The organism is Cystobacter fuscus, assembly GCF_002305875.1.
Classification (GTDB): Bacteria; Myxococcota; Myxococcia; order Myxococcales; family Myxococcaceae; genus Cystobacter; species Cystobacter fuscus_A.
Window position 1 is genome coordinate 689633 of the sequence record NZ_CP022098.1, and the last position, 16320, is coordinate 705952.

Consider the following 16320-nt stretch of genomic DNA (forward strand, 5'->3'; position numbering starts at 1 on the left):
ACCCGAAAATTTCGGGATGACATGAGTGTCGGGTCGGGGAGTTCATTGCGCGGGAAGCCATGATGACACTGACGGACATCGCTCGCCTGGCGGGGGTCTCGCGGACCACGGCCAGCTACGTGCTCAACGGGCAGGCAGAGGCCCGACGCATCAGCGCCAAGACGGCGGCTCGGGTGATGGCGGTGGTCGAGCACCACAACTTCCGCATCGACGCCCAGGCGGCGGCGTTGCGGCGCGGCGCCAGCCGCACCCTGGGCCTCATCGTTCCGGATCTGGAGAACGTGAGCTACGCGCGGCTGGCCAAGCTGTTCGAGCACGGCGCGCGGCGCGAGGGCTACCAGTTGTTGATCGTCGGCTCCGACGACGAGCCGCACACCGAGCGGGAGCTGGCGCTGATGCTGCGCGCGCGGCGCTGTGATGCGCTGATCGTCGCGAGCTCGCTGCCGCCCGAGGACACGTTCTACGCGGGGCTGATGGAGTCGGGCACGCCGGTGATCGCCGTGGACCGGGCGCTCAACCCGGAGCGCTTCGTGTGTGTCGTGAGCGAGAACACCCTGGCGGCCGAGACGCTGACGCGCTCGGTGATCCAAGAGGGCACGCGGCGCGTGGCCTGGCTGGACGCGGTGCCCTCGCTGGCGGTCACCGTCGAGCGGCGCGAGGGCTTCCGGCGCGCGGTGCAGGGGCAGATCGAGCACGTGCACGAGCTGTCCGGGGCGCGCTACGACCGGGAGAGCGGTGCCCAGATGATGCGCGAGCTGATCGAGAAGCATGGCCTGCCCGACGCGCTCGTCACGTGCTCGTACACGCTGATGCAGGGCGTGCTCGACGTGCTGCTCCAGTTCCCCGACGGCCTGCCCCGGTCGCTGCGGATGGCGACGTTCGGGGATGACCGCCTGCTGGACTTCCTGCCGTTGCGGATCAACTCGCTGCCGCAGCGGCACGAGCGCATCGCCGAGGTGACCCTGGCGCGCGCCCTGGACGCGGTGCGTGGCACCTACACGCCTGGCTGCGAGGTGGTGGCCCGGGAGCTCAAGCGCCGGGACTGAGGGCTGTTGGGGATGCCATGGAGCGGGCCCGGTTGTATGACAGGGCCATGGTTCCCTTCTCCGTCCTCGATCTGTCGCCCATCCTCAAGGGGTTCGACGCCGCGCAGTCCTTCCGCAACTCCCTGGACCTGGCCCGCCACGCCGAGCGCTGGGGATTCCGGCGCTACTGGTTGGCCGAGCACCACGGCATGCCGGGCATCGCCAGCGCGGCGACCTCGGTGGTCATCGGCCACGTGGCCGGTGGCACCTCCACCATCCGGGTCGGGTCGGGAGGCATCATGCTGCCCAACCACTCGCCGTTGGTGATCGCCGAGCAGTTCGGCACGCTGGAGTCGCTCTACCCGGGCCGCATCGACCTGGGGCTCGGGCGGGCGCCGGGGACGGATCAGCGCACGGCCCAGGCCTTGCGCCGCAACCTCGTGGCCAGCTCCGATTCCTTCCCCCAGGACGTGCTCGAGCTGCAGTCCTACTTCCGTCCGGCCACGCCCGGCCAGCGGACGCGGGCCGTGCCGGGCGAGGGGCTCAACGTGCCCCTGTGGCTGTTGGGCTCCAGCCTCTTCAGCGCCCAGCTCGCCGCCGCGCTCGGCCTGCCGTTCGCCTTCGCCTCCCACTTCGCCCCCGAGCTGATGTGGTCGGCCATCGAGATGTACCGCGAGCAGTTCAAGCCCTCCGAGGCCCTGGCACGGCCCTACGTCATGCTCTGCGCCAACGTCTTCGCCGCCGACACGGACGCCGAGGCCACGCGCCTCTTCACCACGCTCCAGCAGCACTTCCTCAACCTGCAGCGCGGCACGCCTGGAATCATGCAGCCGCCCGTGGACGACATGGACGCGCGCTGGACGGAGCTGGAGCGCGCCCGGGTGGAGCACGCGCTGGCCTGTTCGTTCGTGGGCTCGCCCTCCACCGTGCGCCAGGGGCTGGAGCGCTTCCTCCAGCGCACGCGCGCGGACGAGCTGATGGTGACCGCGCAGATCCACGATCATGCCGCCCGGGTGCGCTCCTTCGAGCTCGCCGCACAGGTGCGCGATGCACTCGCCGCGAGTGCTCCGGCTCCCCAGACCCCGTCTCCGGTGTAGAGTTCGCGGCCATGGACGGCATGGAGCAGATGAGCGCTCGAAGCGAGGAGTTGAGCCGCGCGGGCCGGCTCTTCTTCGATCGGGGTTGGGTGCCGGCCACCGCCGGCAACTTCTCGGCGCGGCTGGATGCGCACCACATGGTCATCACCGCCTCGGGCCGTCACAAGGGCGAGCTCGGAGTCGGGGACTTCCTGGTGGTGGGCCTGGACGATGAGACCCTGAAGGATGTGCGGCCCCCGGGTGGCAAGCCCTCGGCGGAGACGGCGTTGCACCTGCGGCGCTACCGGAGCGGGCCGGACGTGGGGGCGGTGCTGCACACGCACTCGCTGGCGGCCACGGTGCTCTCGCGCCTGAGCCCCGGCGGCGTGGTGCTCGAGGGCTACGAGGTGCTCAAGGCCCTGCCCGGAGTGGACTCGCACACGGCGCGCCTGGAGGTGCCCGTGTTCGGCAATGATCAGGATATTCCCCGGCTGGCCGCCCGCGTGGAGGCCCACTTGAGCGAGCACCCTGGCCTGCCGGGTTACCTCATCGAGGGCCATGGGCTGTACACGTGGGGCCGCTCGGTGGCGGAAGCCCGGCGGCATGTGGAAGCGTTCGAGTTCCTGCTGGCGTGCGAGTTGGAAGTCAGGAGGTTGAGCCGATGAGCGAGTTGAGGGTTTTCGACGAGGCAGACAGTGCGCGGGCGCGGGTGCACACGCGCGACTTCGACACCATCCGGCGCGAGCTGGGCGAAGTGGGCATCCGCTTCGAGCGCTGGGAGGCGAACCTGCCGCTGAAGCCCGGAGCGGGCCAGGAGGAGATCCTCGCGGCCTACGCGGGGCCGGTGCGGCGGCTGATGGAGGAGCGCGGCCTGCAATCGGTGGACGTGCTGGGCATGGTGCCGGACCACCCGCAGCGCGAGGCGATGCGCGCCAAGTTCCTCGAGGAGCACACGCACAGCGAGGACGAGGTGCGCTTCTTCGTCGAGGGAAAGGGCCTGTTCTGCATCCACAAGGCGGGCCGCGTCTTCTTCGTGCTGTGCGAGAAGGACGACCTCATCAGCGTGCCGGACGGGACGCCGCACTGGTTCGACATGGGTCCCCGGCCGAGCTTCACGGCCATCCGCCTCTTCACCAACAAGGAAGGGTGGATCGCGCGGATGACGGGCGATGACATCGCCTCGCGCTTTCCCCGTCTGGAATGAGCCACATGCTCCGGGCCATCGTCACCGACATCGAGGGCACCACCTCGAGCCTGTCCTTCGTCCACGAGGTGCTCTTCCCGTACGCGGCGCGCCACCTGGAGGACTTCGTGCGCGCTCGTGGCCACGAGCCCCAGGTGCGCCGGTTGTTGGACGGGGCCCGGGAGCTGGCCGGGGGCGACCTGGACGACGCGCGACTCGTGGCCGTGCTGCGGCGGTGGATGGAGGAGGACCGGAAGGTGGGGCCGCTCAAGGGGCTCCAGGGCCTCATGTGGGAGGAGGGCTACCGGCAGGGAGACTTCCAGGGCCACGTCTATGAGGACGCCGCCCGGCGGCTGCGCGAGTGGCATGCCCGGGGATTGCGCCTGTACGTCTACTCCTCGGGCTCGGTGCACGCGCAGATGCTGCTCTTCCGCCACACCCGCTTCGGGGACCTGACGCCGCTGTTCCGCGGGTACTTCGACACCGGCATCGGCGGCAAGAGAGAGGCGGCCTCCTACGCGGAGATCGTCCGGGAGCTGGGATTGCCCGCCGCGGACATCCTCTTCCTGTCGGACGTGCGGGCGGAGCTGGACGCGGCGGCTGTCTCGGGTCTGCACACCGCTTGCCTCATGCGCGGCGAGGGCCCCGCCGTGGATCCGGGGCCGCACCCGGTGGCGCACAGCTTCGACGAGCTGTCCGTCTAAGCCATCCCAACCAGGTTTGGGTAGGTATCCTTCAGGGTTGTTTCACCTGGGGGAAAGGCCAGCGCCATGTCGAAGGAGTCCCGAAGTCCTGGGGCGGGGAAGGGCGGCGGTACGCAGCTCGAGGCTCGGCGGAGTTCGCGGGACAGGCCGTGGTGGACCTCGCGTGCGGTGGTGCTGTGGGTGCTTGCGCTGCCGACGGCGTGCGCGACGGGCTACCCCATGGGCGGGATGCTCGCGGGCCCGACGCGCCACGGGGGGCGCGTACATCGCACGAGTCCCGAGGTAGAGGAGAGCGCTGTCAGGGCCCGGGCGGCGTCGGTATCGAGGCCCGGGGGAGCCCGCGAGGACCTGGAGGGTACTGCCGCCGGCGCCGAGGAGCGCAACGCCTCTGTCGCGGCGGAGGAGGGCACGGCCAAGGTTGGCGGGGCGGCGGAGCGGCTTCGGTACCGGGCGCGCCGCGGGAGCGAGGTGGACGAGGAGGTACACCTGGCGGGGAAGGGCATTGGATGGCCGGATGGAGTGGGCGACGGGCGGCCGTTCGAGGTGCCCATGACGCTCGACTACTTCCAGGGCTTCCTCGTGCAGGCTGGCGTGCCTGGCACCGCGCTGCCCAGGGACGGGCGCACGCTGACGCCTCAGCAGGCATTGGAGTTGGTACCCCATCTGCTCGCCACGCCGCTGACACTGGGAAACTTCGGGATGCGACGGATGGCGGCTCACCTCCTCATGGAGGTGGCCACGGGGGAGCGGGTCGTCACGCGGGACGAGTTCCACGCGCGCATGCGGCGCTTTTCGCGGCTGCTGGTGCTGCGCCCGGATGGCTATCTGGTGAGGGCCACCTCGGGAGTGGCGGTCCAGAAAGCCGGGCAGGTGGTGCTCGCCGAGGACGGGACGCTACGGGCCGGGCGGTTCGAGGTGGGCCCCTTCTACGCCATTGATGGGGAGCGCCTCTTCCCGGTGGACCAGAGGCTCGAGGTTCCGAAAGGGGCGCGTCCGGCGGGTCTGTATGAGCCCGACGACAATCCAGCGCTCGCGGTAGCCGAAGGGGCGGTGCTCGCGGTGGTGGACATGGTGGAGGGCCTCTACCGGCTCGTCTTCTACACGAGTGAGACGTTGGAGGGGCTCGCGCAACTCCCTGGGGCGGTGAGGCAGCTCTACGAGAACTCGCCGCAACTGTGGGAGGAGTTTCGCCACAAGCCCTACGCTGAGAAGGTGCGCACCGTGTCGCGGCTCGCGACGGGCGCGGTGCTGACGGTGGGCACGGCCGGTGCTGGAACCGCGAAGGTGGCGGCCTGGGGCGGCAAGCTGGGAGGCCTCACGGTGCCCCTGCTGTCGCTCTCGGGTGACGGGGTCCTGGCGGTGCGGTTGGTGGCCGTGCCCGTGGGGAGTGTTGCCACCGCGGCCGCGCCGGCGCTGAGCGCCACCTACGTGCTGCACATGGCCAACACGGGCGCCCATGGCGCGGGAGGCGGTGGCGGGTGGCCTCCGGTTGGTGGGCCCGGTCAGTGGGTAGAGGACACCTCGAGCATGTCGGAGCAGGCCCGGGCCTACCAGGCCCAGGTGACTGGTGCCCCCAAAGGCTGGTGTTACAAGGTGTGCCGGAATGGGAAGTGCGTCGAGTACGACGGCTTTGATTCAACTGAGGGAGTGCTGCTTGAGGGCAAGGCGCGCGGGTACGAACAGTGGTTCGACAAGGACCTCAACCCTGTGCACGAGTTCTACGGCGGCCTGGAGGACTTGCTCAAACAAGCTGCACGTCAGTATCGGATGGCAGCCGGGCAACCGATCCGCTGGCACGTCGCCGAGCCTCGGATGGTGGCCGTGCTTCGGAAGCATTTCGGCGAGGCGGACCTTGGAAGCATAGAGGTCGTTTACACTGCGCCGGTCAAGTGAGGAGTACCGCGCATGAGCGAGAGGTACGGAATCAAAGCGTACTGGGGACACCGTCCGGAGCCGGCCGACGAATGCGCTCGGCGCGCGGAGACATTCTTCCGCCTTCTCGGGGAGTGCCACTCCGACTTCACGCAATGGTACGAGAAGGGCAACTCTGCCCGGGAGGCGCTACAGCTTGGGTTTGAGCCCACCCGCGAGACGTTCCAGAGGTTCTTCGGACGGGAGAAGTACCAGATCCTGGACGACGGGTTTGCGTTCGGCGCCTGGACGGGGCACGTGGAGCAGGGCAAGGGTGGGGGGGTGACGCTTAGCTGTGGGTCGGCGGCGGAGTTTGCTCCGAACTATCTCTGGCTCTCCCTCCCCAAGGAGGCCCTGGGTCAGGAGCGCGTAGTCACGGGGCCTGTCGTCTCTGGCGCCATGCGTGCCATCGCGGTGGCCTGGGAGCCGGAGTGGGCGGTCGCGACGGCCGATGGACTGTGGGACGAACTCTCCGGAGGCAGTCGGCTCGGCTGTTTCGTGGGTTGGATGACGTACTTCTCGCGGGAACGTGGCGAGGTGCCAGCGCTACCCGCGCCCGTGCACGTGGAGCCCGTAGGTGACAAGGGTACGCTCGTCACCCTGACTTCCGAGCGGCTCACTCCGAGCAATCCCGAGCACGTTGCGCTCGCCTGGCGCATACAGAAGCTGCTGGAGGAGCGGGGGCTGTTCCGGTTGATGGTCCACCCGTCTGCCCGGCCGAAGGTCTGAGCCGAGGTCCGGGTGAGCCTGCCCCGTTTCAGTGGACATACCCCATAAGTCGGCCACGGCGTTCTGACCCCTGAAGGAATGACTTCGCCCGGCTTGGGAGGCCATCCATTCGAGGGCAAGCCGTTCGTTTGGTGCCTGCCCTCCGACAGGTCGCTCCGCGCCGCGCCCATCCCCACCCTGTGGTGCATGGAACCGACGACGGAGACGGAGCAGGCGCCACTCCGGGACACGCGAGGTGAGCGCCCGGGCGAGCAGCGGCATCCCTGGGTGGTGTGGTTCGATTCCCTCTCGCGCGAGGACGTGCCGCTCGCGGGAGGCAAGGGCGCCAACCTGGGCGAGATGACCCAGGCGGGGCTGCCAGTCCCCCGGGGTTTCGTGGTGACGTCGGAGTCCTTCCGGGAAGCCCTGCGGCCGGTGCGCTCGCGGCTGGAAGAGCTGTGGCGGGACATCGACGTGGACGACCCGGAGTCGTTGGCGGAGCGCTCGGCCGAGCTGCGCGAGTTCGTGCGTCAGGTGGATCTGCCCGCCGAGCTGTGCGAGGCCCTGCTCGCGGCCTACCACCAGCTGGGCCACGAGGGGGTGGTGGCCGTGCGCTCCTCGGCGACGGACGAGGACACGGCCGCCACCTCGTTCGCCGGCATGCACGAATCCTATACCCATGTGCTGGGGGACGAGGCCGTGCTGGCACGGCTGCGCGACTGCTGGGCCTCGGCGTTCGGACAGCGGGTGGTGGCCTACCGCAAGAGCCAGGGCCTCACCGAGCTGCCCGCCCTCGCGGTGGTGGTGCAGGAGATGGTGGACTCGGCGCGCTCGGGAGTGATGTTCACCGCGGACCCGGCCACGGGGGACACGCGCCGGCTCATCATCGAGGCCGCCTGGGGCCTGGGCGAGGTGGTGGTGGGCGGGCAGGTGGAGCCGGACACGTACACGGTGGACAAGCAGGGCCCGCGGCTGCGCGAGGTGCGGGTGGGGCACAAGGACTTCCTGCTGGAGCGCTCGCCCGAGGGGGGAGACCGGCGCGTGGAGCTGAGCGAGGAGCGGGCCCGCGAGCGCGTGCTGGCGGACGAGGAGGTGCTGACACTGGCTCGCCTGGGCGCGCGCGTGGAGTCGCACTATGGCTCGCCCCAGGACATCGAGTGGGCCGAGCAGGGAGGGCGGCTGTACCTGGTGCAGTCGCGGCCCATCACCACCCTGGGCCAGGGGGCGCCCGAGTCGAAGCGGGAGGAGGCCCGGAAGCCCGCGCTCGTGACGGGACTGGGCGCCTCGCCGGGGCGTGTCACCGGGAAGGTGAGGGTGCTGAGCCGCCCCGAGGAGGGCGGGCGGTTGAAGAAGGGCGAGGTGCTCGTCGCCCCCATGACGTCACCCGACTGGGTGGCCACCATGCGCCGGGCCGTGGCCATCATCACCGACAGCGGAGGCATGACGAGCCACGCGGCCATCGTCAGCCGCGAGCTGCGCCTGCCCTGCGTGGTGGGCACGCGCAACGCCACGCGCGTGCTTCGCGACGGCGAGGAAGTGACGGTGGATGGGCGCTCGGGCGAGGTGTTCGAGGGCCGGGTGGAGGAGGTGGTCCCGCCCCGGGTGGAAGCGGCACGGCTCGTCGAGGCACCCCGCGCCGTCGCCGCGGGCGAGCCCGAGCCCCTGGCGACGAAGCTGTACGTGAACCTGGCCCTGCCGGGACAGGCGCGCGAGGCGGCCGCGCTGCCCGTGGACGGCGTGGGGCTCCTGCGGGCGGAGTTCCTCCTCACCGATGCGCTGGGCGGAGTCCACCCGCGCAAGCTGATCGCCGAGGGGCGCCAGCGCGAGTTCGTGGAGCGCATGGTGGGCCCGCTCCTGGAGATCGCCCGGGCGTTCCATCCGCGGCCGGTGGTGTACCGGACGACGGACTTCCGCACCAACGAGTTCCGGGGACTGGAGGGCGGCGCGGAGTACGAGCCCGGCGAGGCCAACCCGATGATCGGCTTTCGCGGCTGCTACCGCTACCTGCGCGAGCCGGAGGTGTTCCGGCTGGAATTGGAGGCGCTCGCGCGGGTGCGGGAGCAGTCCCCCAACCTGCACGTGATGATTCCCTTCGTGCGCACGCTCTGGGAGCTGGAGGCGTGTCTGGAATTGATGGACACCAGCCCCCTGGGGCGGCAGCGCGGGCTGGAGCGCTGGGTGATGGCGGAGGTGCCCTCGGTGGTGTACCGCATCCCCGAGTACGCGCGGCTGGGCGTGACGGGAGTCTCGATCGGCTCCAACGATTTGACCCAGCTCATGCTCGGGGTGGACCGGGACTCGGAGACGTGCGCGGAGCTGTTCGACGAGTCGGACGCGGCGGTGCTGGATGCCATTGTCCGCATCATCCGCTCCAGCCGGGAAGCGGGGGTGACGTGCTCGCTGTGCGGCCAGGCCCCCTCGAACCGGCCCGAGTTCGCCGAGCACCTGGTGCGGGCGGGAATCACCTCCATCTCGGTGGACCCCGGCGCGGTGGGAGATGCGCGGCGGGTGGTGGCCGCCGCCGAACGCCGGCTGCTGTTGGAGGCAGCCCGAGGCACTCCTTCGTGACATGAAGATCTCCCGGAACATGAGCGCGGGCCCCCTGGCCGTGTCGGCGGGAGGGCTGCTGGTGGGTGGCATCGCCTGGCTGTTCGGGAACGCGCGAGTGGCGGACCTCGCCTGGGCGGTGGGCACCGTGCCCGTGCTGGTCGTCGTGGCGGGCTCCATCGTGACCGCCCTGCGCCAGGGAAACATGGGCGTGGACATCATCGCCCTGCTGTCCATGGCGGGCTCCCTGGCGCTCGGCCAGTTCCTCGCGGGCATCATCATCGCCCTCATGTTCTCCACGGGACGGGCCCTGGAGGATCATGCCCGGGCCCGTGCGCGACGCGAGCTGTCGGCGCTGCTCGGCCGGGCACCCAAGGTGGCCACCCGCTACGAGGACGGTGGGCTCGAGCAGGTGTCAGTGGAGTCGCTGCGGCCCGGGGATCGCCTGCTCATCAAGGGGGGCGAGGTGATTCCGGTGGATGGGCTCGTGCTGTCCGCCGAGGCGGTGCTGGACGAATCGGCCCTCACGGGCGAGTCGCTCCCCGTGTCGCACGAGACGGGCGAGCGCGTGCGCAGTGGCCCCGTCAATGCTGGCTCGCCCTTCGAACTGCGCGTGCTCACCACCGCGGCCGAGAGCACCTACGCGGGAGTGGTGCGGCTGGTGCAATCCGCCCAGGCCTCCAAGGCCCCCTTCGTGCGCATGGCGGACCGCTACGCGCTGCTCTTCGTCCCCTTCACCCTCGCCCTGGCCGCCCTGGCCTGGGTGCTGTCGGGCGACCCGGTGCGCGCCCTCTCCGTGCTGGTGGTGGCCACGCCCTGCCCCCTCCTGCTCGCCGTGCCGGTGGCCATCGTCTCCGGCATCTCCCGGGCCGCCCGACGCGGTGTGCTCATCAAGGATGGGACCGCCCTGGAGACGCTCGCCCGTGCCCATGTCCTGCTGTTCGACAAGACCGGCACCCTCACCACCGGGCAGGCCCGGCTCACGGCCATCGAGATCACGGGCGACACGGATCCCGCGGAGCTGCTGCGGCTGAGCGCCTCCCTCGAGCAGGTGTCCCAGCACGTCATGGCCAGCACCATCGTCTCCGCCGCGCGCGAGCGAGGCCTGTCCCTGTCGCTACCCACCGACTCCTCGGAGGCTCCGGGCGCCGGGATGAGCGGCGTGGTGGAGGGCCGCCGGCTGAAGCTCGGCCTGCATGACTTCGTGGAGGGCCCGGGTCCTCCCTCCCCCTGGGCCCGCACGGTGCTGCGGCGCATGGGCTACGAGGGGTGCTCGGGCGTCTTCGTCTCCATCGACGGCCGGCTGGCCGGAGCGCTGCTGCTCGCGGATGAGATCCGCCCCGAGACCCCCCGGGCACTGCGCCTGTTGCGCGAGGCTGGGGTGGACCGGTTCGTCATGGTGAGCGGGGACCGGGCGGACGTGGTCGAGAGCATCGCCGCGGCACTGGGTGTGGATGGGGTGCTCGCCGAGCGCAGTCCCCAGGACAAGGTGCGCGCCGTGCTCACCGAGCGCTCCGCGGGTGTCACCCTCATGGTGGGTGATGGCATCAACGACGCGCCCGCGCTGGCGGCCGCCGACGTGGGCGTGGCCATGGGCGCGCGCGGCTCCGGAGCCTCCTCCGAGGCCGCGGACGTGGTGGTGCTGGTGGACCGGTTGGATCGGCTCGTGGAGGCGCTGCTCGTGGCCCGGCGCGCACGCGCCATCGCGTTGCAGAGCATGCTGATGGGCATGGGCCTGTCCCTGGTGGCCATGGGCTTCGCGGCCGTCGGCATGCTGGGCCCGGTGGCGGGGGCGCTCCTGCAGGAGGGCATCGACGTGGCGTCCATCCTCAACGCCCTGCGGGCATTGGGTGGGGGCGGTCCGCGTCCGGTGCACCACGCGCTCCCGGCCGAGACGGTGCGCCAGCTACGGGCCGAGCACCAGGAGCTGCGCCCCGTGCTCGATCGCATCCAGGCCCTGGCGGATCGGCTGGATGCGCTCGAGCCGCGGCGGCAGCGCTCCGAGCTGCTGGCGCTCGAGGGGTTGCTGTGCAGCCGGTTGCTGCCCCACGAGCGCCGCGATGACACCGAGCTCTATCCCACCCTGGCCCCGCTGTTGGGGGGAGAGGATCCGCTGGGCAGCATGAGCCGCACCCACCGGGAGATCGCCCACCTCGGGCGGCTCTACCAGCGGCGGGTATCGGACCTGCCCGAGGAGGGGCCGGATCCCGCCGAGCGACGGGAGTTGCGCCGGCTCCTCTATGGGCTGGGCGCCATCCTCCAGCTCCACTTCGCCCAGGAGGAGGAACTCTTCCAGACCGTCTCCTGAGCGCTCCGGCATGGCTACCTTCAGGGGCGAGGCCCCCGGACGTGGCCATCTCGAGGGCCAGGAGGAAGACCATGGCGTCGGCGCTCCTCATGGATCTCTATGAGTTGACCATGGTGGATGCCTACCTCTCGGAGGGGCTCCAAGACGAGGCGGCCTTCAGCCTCTTCGTCCGCCGGCTGCCCGCGCGCCGCAACTACCTGCTCGCCTGCGGACTGGAGCAGGCCCTCACGTACCTGGAGACACTCCGCTTCTCTCCGGAGGAGCTCGCCTGGCTGGAGTCACTGGGGCGCTTCTCCCGGCGGCTGCTGGACTGGCTGGAGCACTTCCACTTCACCGGCGACGTGCACGCGGTGCCCGAGGGAACACCCCTCTTCGCCGAGGAGCCCCTGCTGGAGGTCATCGCCCCGTTGCCCGAGGCGCAGCTCGTGGAGACGGCCCTCATCAACCAGGTGCACCTGCAAACGCTGGCGGCGTCCAAGGCGGCCCGGGTGGTGGAGGCGGCGGGGGGACGGCCCGTGGTGGATTTCGGGGTGCGGCGCATGCACGGAGAAGACGCGGGCCTCGAGGTGGCGCGTGCCGCCCATGTCGCCGGAGTGGGCGCCACGTCCAACCTGCTGGCCGGCCAGCGCCATGGCATTCCGGTGGCGGGCACCATGGCGCACAGCTACGTCCAGGCGCACGACGACGAGCTGGCCGCCTTCCGCGCCTACGTCCGCCGCTTCCCGGAGACGACGCTCCTGGTGGACACGTACGACACGCTGGAGGGCGTGCGGAAGGTGGTGCGGCTGGCTCGGGAGCTCGGCCCGGACTTCCAGGTGCGCGCGGTGCGATTGGACTCGGGAGACCTGGTGGCCCTGTCACACGCGGCGCGCTGCCTGCTGGATACCGCGGGGCTGGCGCACGTCCAGATCTTCGCGAGCGGCGGGTTGGACGAGGACGAGGTGGCGCGGCTGCTCGCGCACCACGCGCCCATCGACGCCTTCGGCGTGGGCACGGCGATGGGCGTCTCCGCGGACGCGCCCGCGCTGGACATGGCCTACAAGCTGGTGGAGTACGCGGGCCACGGGCGGCTCAAGCTGTCGACGGGCAAGGTGCTGCTGCCCGGGCGCAAGCAGGTGTTCCGCGAGGAGGAGGACGGCGTGGCCCGGCGGGACGTGCTCGCCCGTCACGGCGAGGCGCTGCCGGGCCGGCCGCTGCTGCGGCGGGTGATGCACGCGGGCCGGCGGCTGTCGGATGCCTCGCCCCCGCTCGCGACCATCCGGGCGCACGCTCGGGAGGAGTTGGGACGCCTGCCCCGGGAGGTGCGGCGGCTGGAGCCCGCGCGGCCTGCCTATCCGGTGGACGTGAGCACCGAACTGGGCGCGGCGCGACGGCAGGTGATCGCGGAGCTCCATGAGGCGTCACACGCTCCCTGACGTGGCACTTCCTCGACGGAGAGTCGGGGAAGTGCTTCCAGGTGCGCTCATCACGGCTTGGGTGCTGGGGTCTGCTGGTCGGGTGACTGCTGCTCTCCCGCCATGCAGTTCTCCATCCTCCGCGCCATCTGCTGGACCTGCTCCACCTGGTTGGGGTCCTTCGCCGTGAGCCGCACGACGGCACCGTCGGACGTCTGCTCGACCGAGACGTTGGCGATTTCGCTCATCACACAGTTCATGGGTCCCCGTTCCATCCCCGCTCCTCCCTGCCCCCCACCCTGGCCGGGCCATTGACCTCCACCCTGTCCGGGCCACTGACCCCCACCCTGACCCCCACCCTGGCCGGGCCATTGACCCCCACCCTGACCCCCACCCTGGCCGGGCCATTGACCCCCACCCTGTCCGGGCCCCTGACCCCCACCCTGGCCGGGCCATTGACCCCCACCCTGGCCGGGCCCCTGACCCCCACCCGGGGGACAGGGACAGCACCCGGAGGGGGGCTGGGGGGGCGTGTCCTGCAGGGCAAGGGCGGATGACCCCAGGAAGAGGGATGTGGCGAGCAGTGCTCCATATCGGGCCTTCATGATGGTGCCTCCATTCGTGGCGAGTGAGGCCTCTCACTCGCGCAAAGATAGAGCCCGGCGGAAATGAGCGGCTCGCCACGCCTCCCGGCCAGGAGGGAGGAATCCCGGGCGCTGTCTGCCCGCAAGCGCACTTCCCATCACCGCCAGAAGGCAGGCGAGCCCGTGCGCCAGTTGCCCGTGGCTGGATGGATCCCCAATGACGAGGGAGAGGGCTCTCCGTGCACATCCGAAAAGCCATCTCCACGGTTCGCGATCCAGCGCTCTCGCTGTGGCAATCCTGTCTTCACCGGGTGCTCGCACGCAGGAGCGGCGGACCCGCGTCAGGGGCGGGACTGGATGTCTCCACGGCGCATCCGGTGATGGAGGACGCGACCGCCGCCGCGATGGAGCACGCGGGCTGCCATGACCGGGAGGGTCCGCCGACCCTGCTCCAGCGGGCGAGTGTCTGCGGGCGGCTCGCCGCGCGGTGGGCTCTCGCGCGTTTCCATGGAGACCGGGAGGAAGCCCAGCGGCTGGAGAGCGAGGTGCGCTTCGCCTCGTGTGATCCGCTCTGGCTGGAGTCGGTGGTGGAGTACGAGCGCGCGCTTCTGCTCCATCGCCAGCCTTTCTACCGGCGCCACGACTCACTCACGGACTTCATCCTGCCAGACCTGCCGGATGAGGCGACGGTGGCCGTCATCGCGGACTGGGGCACCGGCATGCCAGACGCGCAGGCCCTGTTGGAGCAGGTGGCCCGCTTCTCTCCGGACGCCGTCATCCACCTCGGGGACATCTACTACTCGGGAACTCCGCACGAGGTGCGCGCCCACTTCCTCGATGTCTTCACGCGCGTCTTCGGCTCGCGCTGGCCCCGGGTGCTGTCGCTGTCCGGCAACCATGACCGCTACTCGGGCGGCGAGGGCTACCGGCAACTCCTGGAGGCGCTCGGCCAGCCAGCCAGCTACTTCTGTCTGCGCAACCGCTCCTGGCAATTGATGGGCATGGACACCGGGCTGCATGACTTCAACCCGCGTGCCCTCGCGGACACGATGACGTGGCTCGAGGACTCGGAGGTGGCCTGGGTACTGGACAAGTTCCAGCACGCCGGGGGTCGGCGCTCCGTGCTGTTCTCGCATCACCCGCTCTTCTCGCTGGCGAGCGTGGGCCATGACTCCACGCGCCGGCCACTCGCCATCAACCCGCACCTGGGCGAGCCGCTGGCGAGCGTGCTCGGGGACGTGGCGCTCTGGCTCTGGGGACATGAGCACAACCTCCATGTCTACGAGCCCTACGCGGGCTTGACGCGAGGCCGGTGCATCGGCGCGGGCGCGGTGCCCACGCTGCGCCACGAGCAGTGGAACCACCCCGTGCCCGGCCTCCTCCCCGCTCCGGGAGAGAGCGGGCTGCCCCGGACGTTGCCCGGCGTGCGGCTCGGCAACGATGGCCTCTTCGACTGCCACGCCTATACCATCCTCAGGCTCGAGGGGCCCCGGCTCACCGCGCGCTACTACCAGATGGAGAACCGGCTGCTCGTCCCCGGCCGCGTGCCAGCGCCGGGCCCGCCGCTTCACGAGGAGACGATGACCTGAGGGTCGGGCTCAGGGCAGGAAGTACCCGTCCGAGAGCGTCCCGAGGAAGGCGACGAGGGCGTCCTCCTCCTCCGAGGTGAGGCCGAGGTTGCCCATCTCCTGCGTGTTGACGTTCAGCCCGACCTCGGGTGGGGGCCAGCAGTCGACGCCAGGGGTGCCGGGGTTCTCCGGCAGGCAGACGGGGAGCACATCGCGCGTGTTGTAGAAGTGGACGATGGACTTCAGGCTCTTGAAGTAGCCGTTGTGCGCGTAGGCCTTCACGAAGTCGGGCCGGGGCCGCTTGTCCACGTTGCGCAAGGTGGGCACCTTCTGCCGCCCGAGGTTGCCTCGCGCGTACTGCCGCCACTCCGGGCGCGTCACCAGGAAGTCCGCCACTCCGTAGTCTGTCCATGCCCGGCCCAACGGGTTGAACTCGAACTGCCCGTACCAGGGATTGAGCGGGTTTCGTGGCACGCCCAGGTTGTCATAGGTGTAGTCGGTGAAGAGGGGAGGCTCCCCGTTGGGGCCGGGCTGACTCGTGTGGCAGTTGGAGCACTTCGCCTTGTCCTCGAAGAGCCGCAGGCCCTGCTTCTCCTGGTCCGTCAGCGTGGCGTGCCCGGCCCGGTACGCGTCGAACTTGGAGGTGAAGGCACTCACTTCCCTCGAGCCCTCGTAGGCGGCGATGGCCAGGGCGATGCTGTCGTAGGCCTTGTCCACCTGGGAGGGGGCGCAGATGTCCGCTCCGTAGACGGAGCGGAAGAGATTGCCATGGGAGCCGGCACACACCTTGGCCACCACGGCCGCGGCACTCGGGTTGTTCTGCTCCACGGGATTGAGGAAGGGCCCCTGGGCCTGATCCGCCGCGGGGTTGCCCAGCTTCTCACCCGTGGCGCGGCCGTCCCAGAAGTTGCCTCCCTCGAAGGTGCCCTGCTGCGCGTCCACGAGGTGGAAGATGGGGGAGGGCGTGGCGTACGCGGAGGAAGGCGCCTTGCGGTTGCCGAACCGCCCTGGCACCGCGCCTTCGTAGATGGAGCCGAGCTTGTTGAGCAGCTCGTTCGGCCCCGTCCAGCCCACCTCGGGCCCGTGGCAGACGGCGCAGGATTGTCCGCGCGGCTCGGACAGGTTGGTGTCGAAGAAGAGTTTTCCGCCGAGCAACTCCGTGGGCGTGAGCTGCGTCACGGGTGTTGGCATTTCGGGGGGAGGCTTGTCCGTGGAGGGTTGGCAATTGCCGATCATCAATCCGGCGAGCAGGGAGAGTCGAATCATTGACATGGCATGACCTCTCGAGAATGCGTTAGGATGGAACCCTCCG

13 protein-coding genes are annotated in these 16320 nt (G+C 70.3%); 11 read left to right on the plus strand and 2 right to left on the minus strand.

Annotated elements, in window-relative coordinates; all coding sequences use genetic code 11:
* Positions 1–59: 59 nt before the first annotated feature.
* The 10 genes from cra (at position 60) to CYFUS_RS02985 (ending at position 12877) form a co-directional block, all read left to right on the plus strand.
* The gene (cra, locus tag CYFUS_RS02940; RefSeq protein ID WP_232537322.1) at positions 60–1046 is read left to right on the plus strand and encodes a catabolite repressor/activator; all 987 of its coding nucleotides are present in this window, start codon (positions 60–62) and stop codon (positions 1044–1046) included.
* 47 nt (positions 1047–1093) lie between these two features.
* Positions 1094–2122 (plus strand): LLM class flavin-dependent oxidoreductase, encoded by a 1029-nt coding sequence (locus tag CYFUS_RS02945; RefSeq protein ID WP_095983839.1) that lies wholly within the window; start codon positions 1094–1096, stop codon positions 2120–2122.
* Positions 2123–2151: 29 nt separating this feature from the next.
* The gene (locus CYFUS_RS02950) at positions 2152–2766 is read left to right on the plus strand and encodes a methylthioribulose 1-phosphate dehydratase (RefSeq protein ID WP_232537323.1); all 615 of its coding nucleotides are present in this window, start codon (positions 2152–2154) and stop codon (positions 2764–2766) included.
* Complete coding sequence (locus CYFUS_RS02955; protein WP_095983841.1) at positions 2763–3305, plus strand: 1,2-dihydroxy-3-keto-5-methylthiopentene dioxygenase; 543 nt, start codon at positions 2763–2765, stop codon at positions 3303–3305. The genes CYFUS_RS02950 and CYFUS_RS02955 overlap by 4 nt, the downstream gene beginning before the upstream one ends.
* Before the next feature lie 5 nt (positions 3306–3310).
* On the plus strand, positions 3311–3988 hold the full coding sequence (gene mtnC, locus CYFUS_RS02960) for an acireductone synthase (protein ID WP_095983842.1): 678 nt from the start codon (positions 3311–3313) through the stop codon (positions 3986–3988).
* 66 nt (positions 3989–4054) lie between these two features.
* A complete protein-coding gene (locus tag CYFUS_RS02965; RefSeq protein ID WP_095983843.1) occupies positions 4055–5881 on the plus strand; it encodes a Tox-REase-5 domain-containing protein in 1827 nt (608 codons plus the stop codon).
* A 12-nt stretch (positions 5882–5893) separates the two neighbouring features.
* Entirely contained in the window at positions 5894–6628 is a 735-nt protein-coding gene (locus CYFUS_RS02970; protein WP_095983844.1) for an immunity 52 family protein, read from the plus strand.
* 186 nt (positions 6629–6814) lie between these two features.
* Positions 6815–9175 carry a phosphoenolpyruvate synthase gene (gene ppsA / locus CYFUS_RS02975; protein WP_095991765.1) on the plus strand — a complete coding sequence of 787 codons (2361 nt, stop codon included), beginning with the start codon at positions 6815–6817 and terminating at the stop codon, positions 9173–9175.
* Position 9176: 1 nt separating this feature from the next.
* Positions 9177–11462: a heavy metal translocating P-type ATPase gene (locus tag CYFUS_RS02980; protein WP_095983845.1), complete on the plus strand. Its 2286-nt coding sequence runs from the start codon at positions 9177–9179 to the stop codon at positions 11460–11462.
* 71 nt (positions 11463–11533) lie between these two features.
* Positions 11534–12877, plus strand: coding sequence for a nicotinate phosphoribosyltransferase (locus CYFUS_RS02985; RefSeq protein WP_095983846.1), 1344 nt, complete (start codon positions 11534–11536; stop codon positions 12875–12877).
* Positions 12878–12927: 50 nt separating this feature from the next.
* On the opposite strand, the gene CYFUS_RS02990 is transcribed toward CYFUS_RS02985, so the two are convergent.
* Positions 12928–13104: a hypothetical protein gene (locus CYFUS_RS02990; protein WP_232537324.1), complete on the minus strand. Its 177-nt coding sequence runs from the start codon at positions 13102–13104 to the stop codon at positions 12928–12930.
* Positions 13105–13679: 575 nt separating this feature from the next.
* On the opposite strand from CYFUS_RS02990, the gene CYFUS_RS03000 reads away from it, so the two are divergent.
* On the plus strand, positions 13680–15029 hold the full coding sequence (locus CYFUS_RS03000; protein WP_095983847.1) for a metallophosphoesterase family protein: 1350 nt from the start codon (positions 13680–13682) through the stop codon (positions 15027–15029).
* Between the two features lie 9 nt (positions 15030–15038).
* Here the strand turns inward: CYFUS_RS03000 and CYFUS_RS03005 are convergent, their stop codons facing one another.
* The gene (locus tag CYFUS_RS03005; RefSeq protein ID WP_095983848.1) at positions 15039–16280 is read right to left on the minus strand and encodes a cytochrome-c peroxidase; all 1242 of its coding nucleotides are present in this window, start codon (positions 16278–16280) and stop codon (positions 15039–15041) included.
* Positions 16281–16320: the final 40 nt, after the last annotated feature.

Bases quoted from the DNA above. Each gene is read 5' to 3' on its own strand.
- CYFUS_RS02950 (WP_232537323.1), top strand. From the start codon at position 2,152: ATGAGCGCTCGAAGCGAGGAGTTGAGCCGCGCGGGCCGGCTCTTCTTC.
- cra (WP_232537322.1), top strand. From the start codon at position 60: ATGATGACACTGACGGACATCGCTCGCCTGGCGGGGGTCTCGCGGACC.
- CYFUS_RS02955 (WP_095983841.1), top strand. From the start codon at position 2,763: ATGAGCGAGTTGAGGGTTTTCGACGAGGCAGACAGTGCGCGGGCGCGG.
- CYFUS_RS02990 (WP_232537324.1), bottom strand. From the start codon at position 13,104: ATGAGCGAAATCGCCAACGTCTCGGTCGAGCAGACGTCCGACGGTGCC.
- CYFUS_RS02985 (WP_095983846.1), top strand. From the start codon at position 11,534: ATGGCGTCGGCGCTCCTCATGGATCTCTATGAGTTGACCATGGTGGAT.
- CYFUS_RS02965 (WP_095983843.1), top strand. From the start codon at position 4,055: ATGTCGAAGGAGTCCCGAAGTCCTGGGGCGGGGAAGGGCGGCGGTACG.
- ppsA (WP_095991765.1), top strand. From the start codon at position 6,815: ATGGAACCGACGACGGAGACGGAGCAGGCGCCACTCCGGGACACGCGA.
- CYFUS_RS03005 (WP_095983848.1), bottom strand. From the start codon at position 16,280: ATGTCAATGATTCGACTCTCCCTGCTCGCCGGATTGATGATCGGCAAT.
- CYFUS_RS02945 (WP_095983839.1), top strand. From the start codon at position 1,094: ATGGTTCCCTTCTCCGTCCTCGATCTGTCGCCCATCCTCAAGGGGTTC.
- CYFUS_RS02970 (WP_095983844.1), top strand. From the start codon at position 5,894: ATGAGCGAGAGGTACGGAATCAAAGCGTACTGGGGACACCGTCCGGAG.
- CYFUS_RS02980 (WP_095983845.1), top strand. From the start codon at position 9,177: ATGAAGATCTCCCGGAACATGAGCGCGGGCCCCCTGGCCGTGTCGGCG.
- mtnC (WP_095983842.1), top strand. From the start codon at position 3,311: ATGCTCCGGGCCATCGTCACCGACATCGAGGGCACCACCTCGAGCCTG.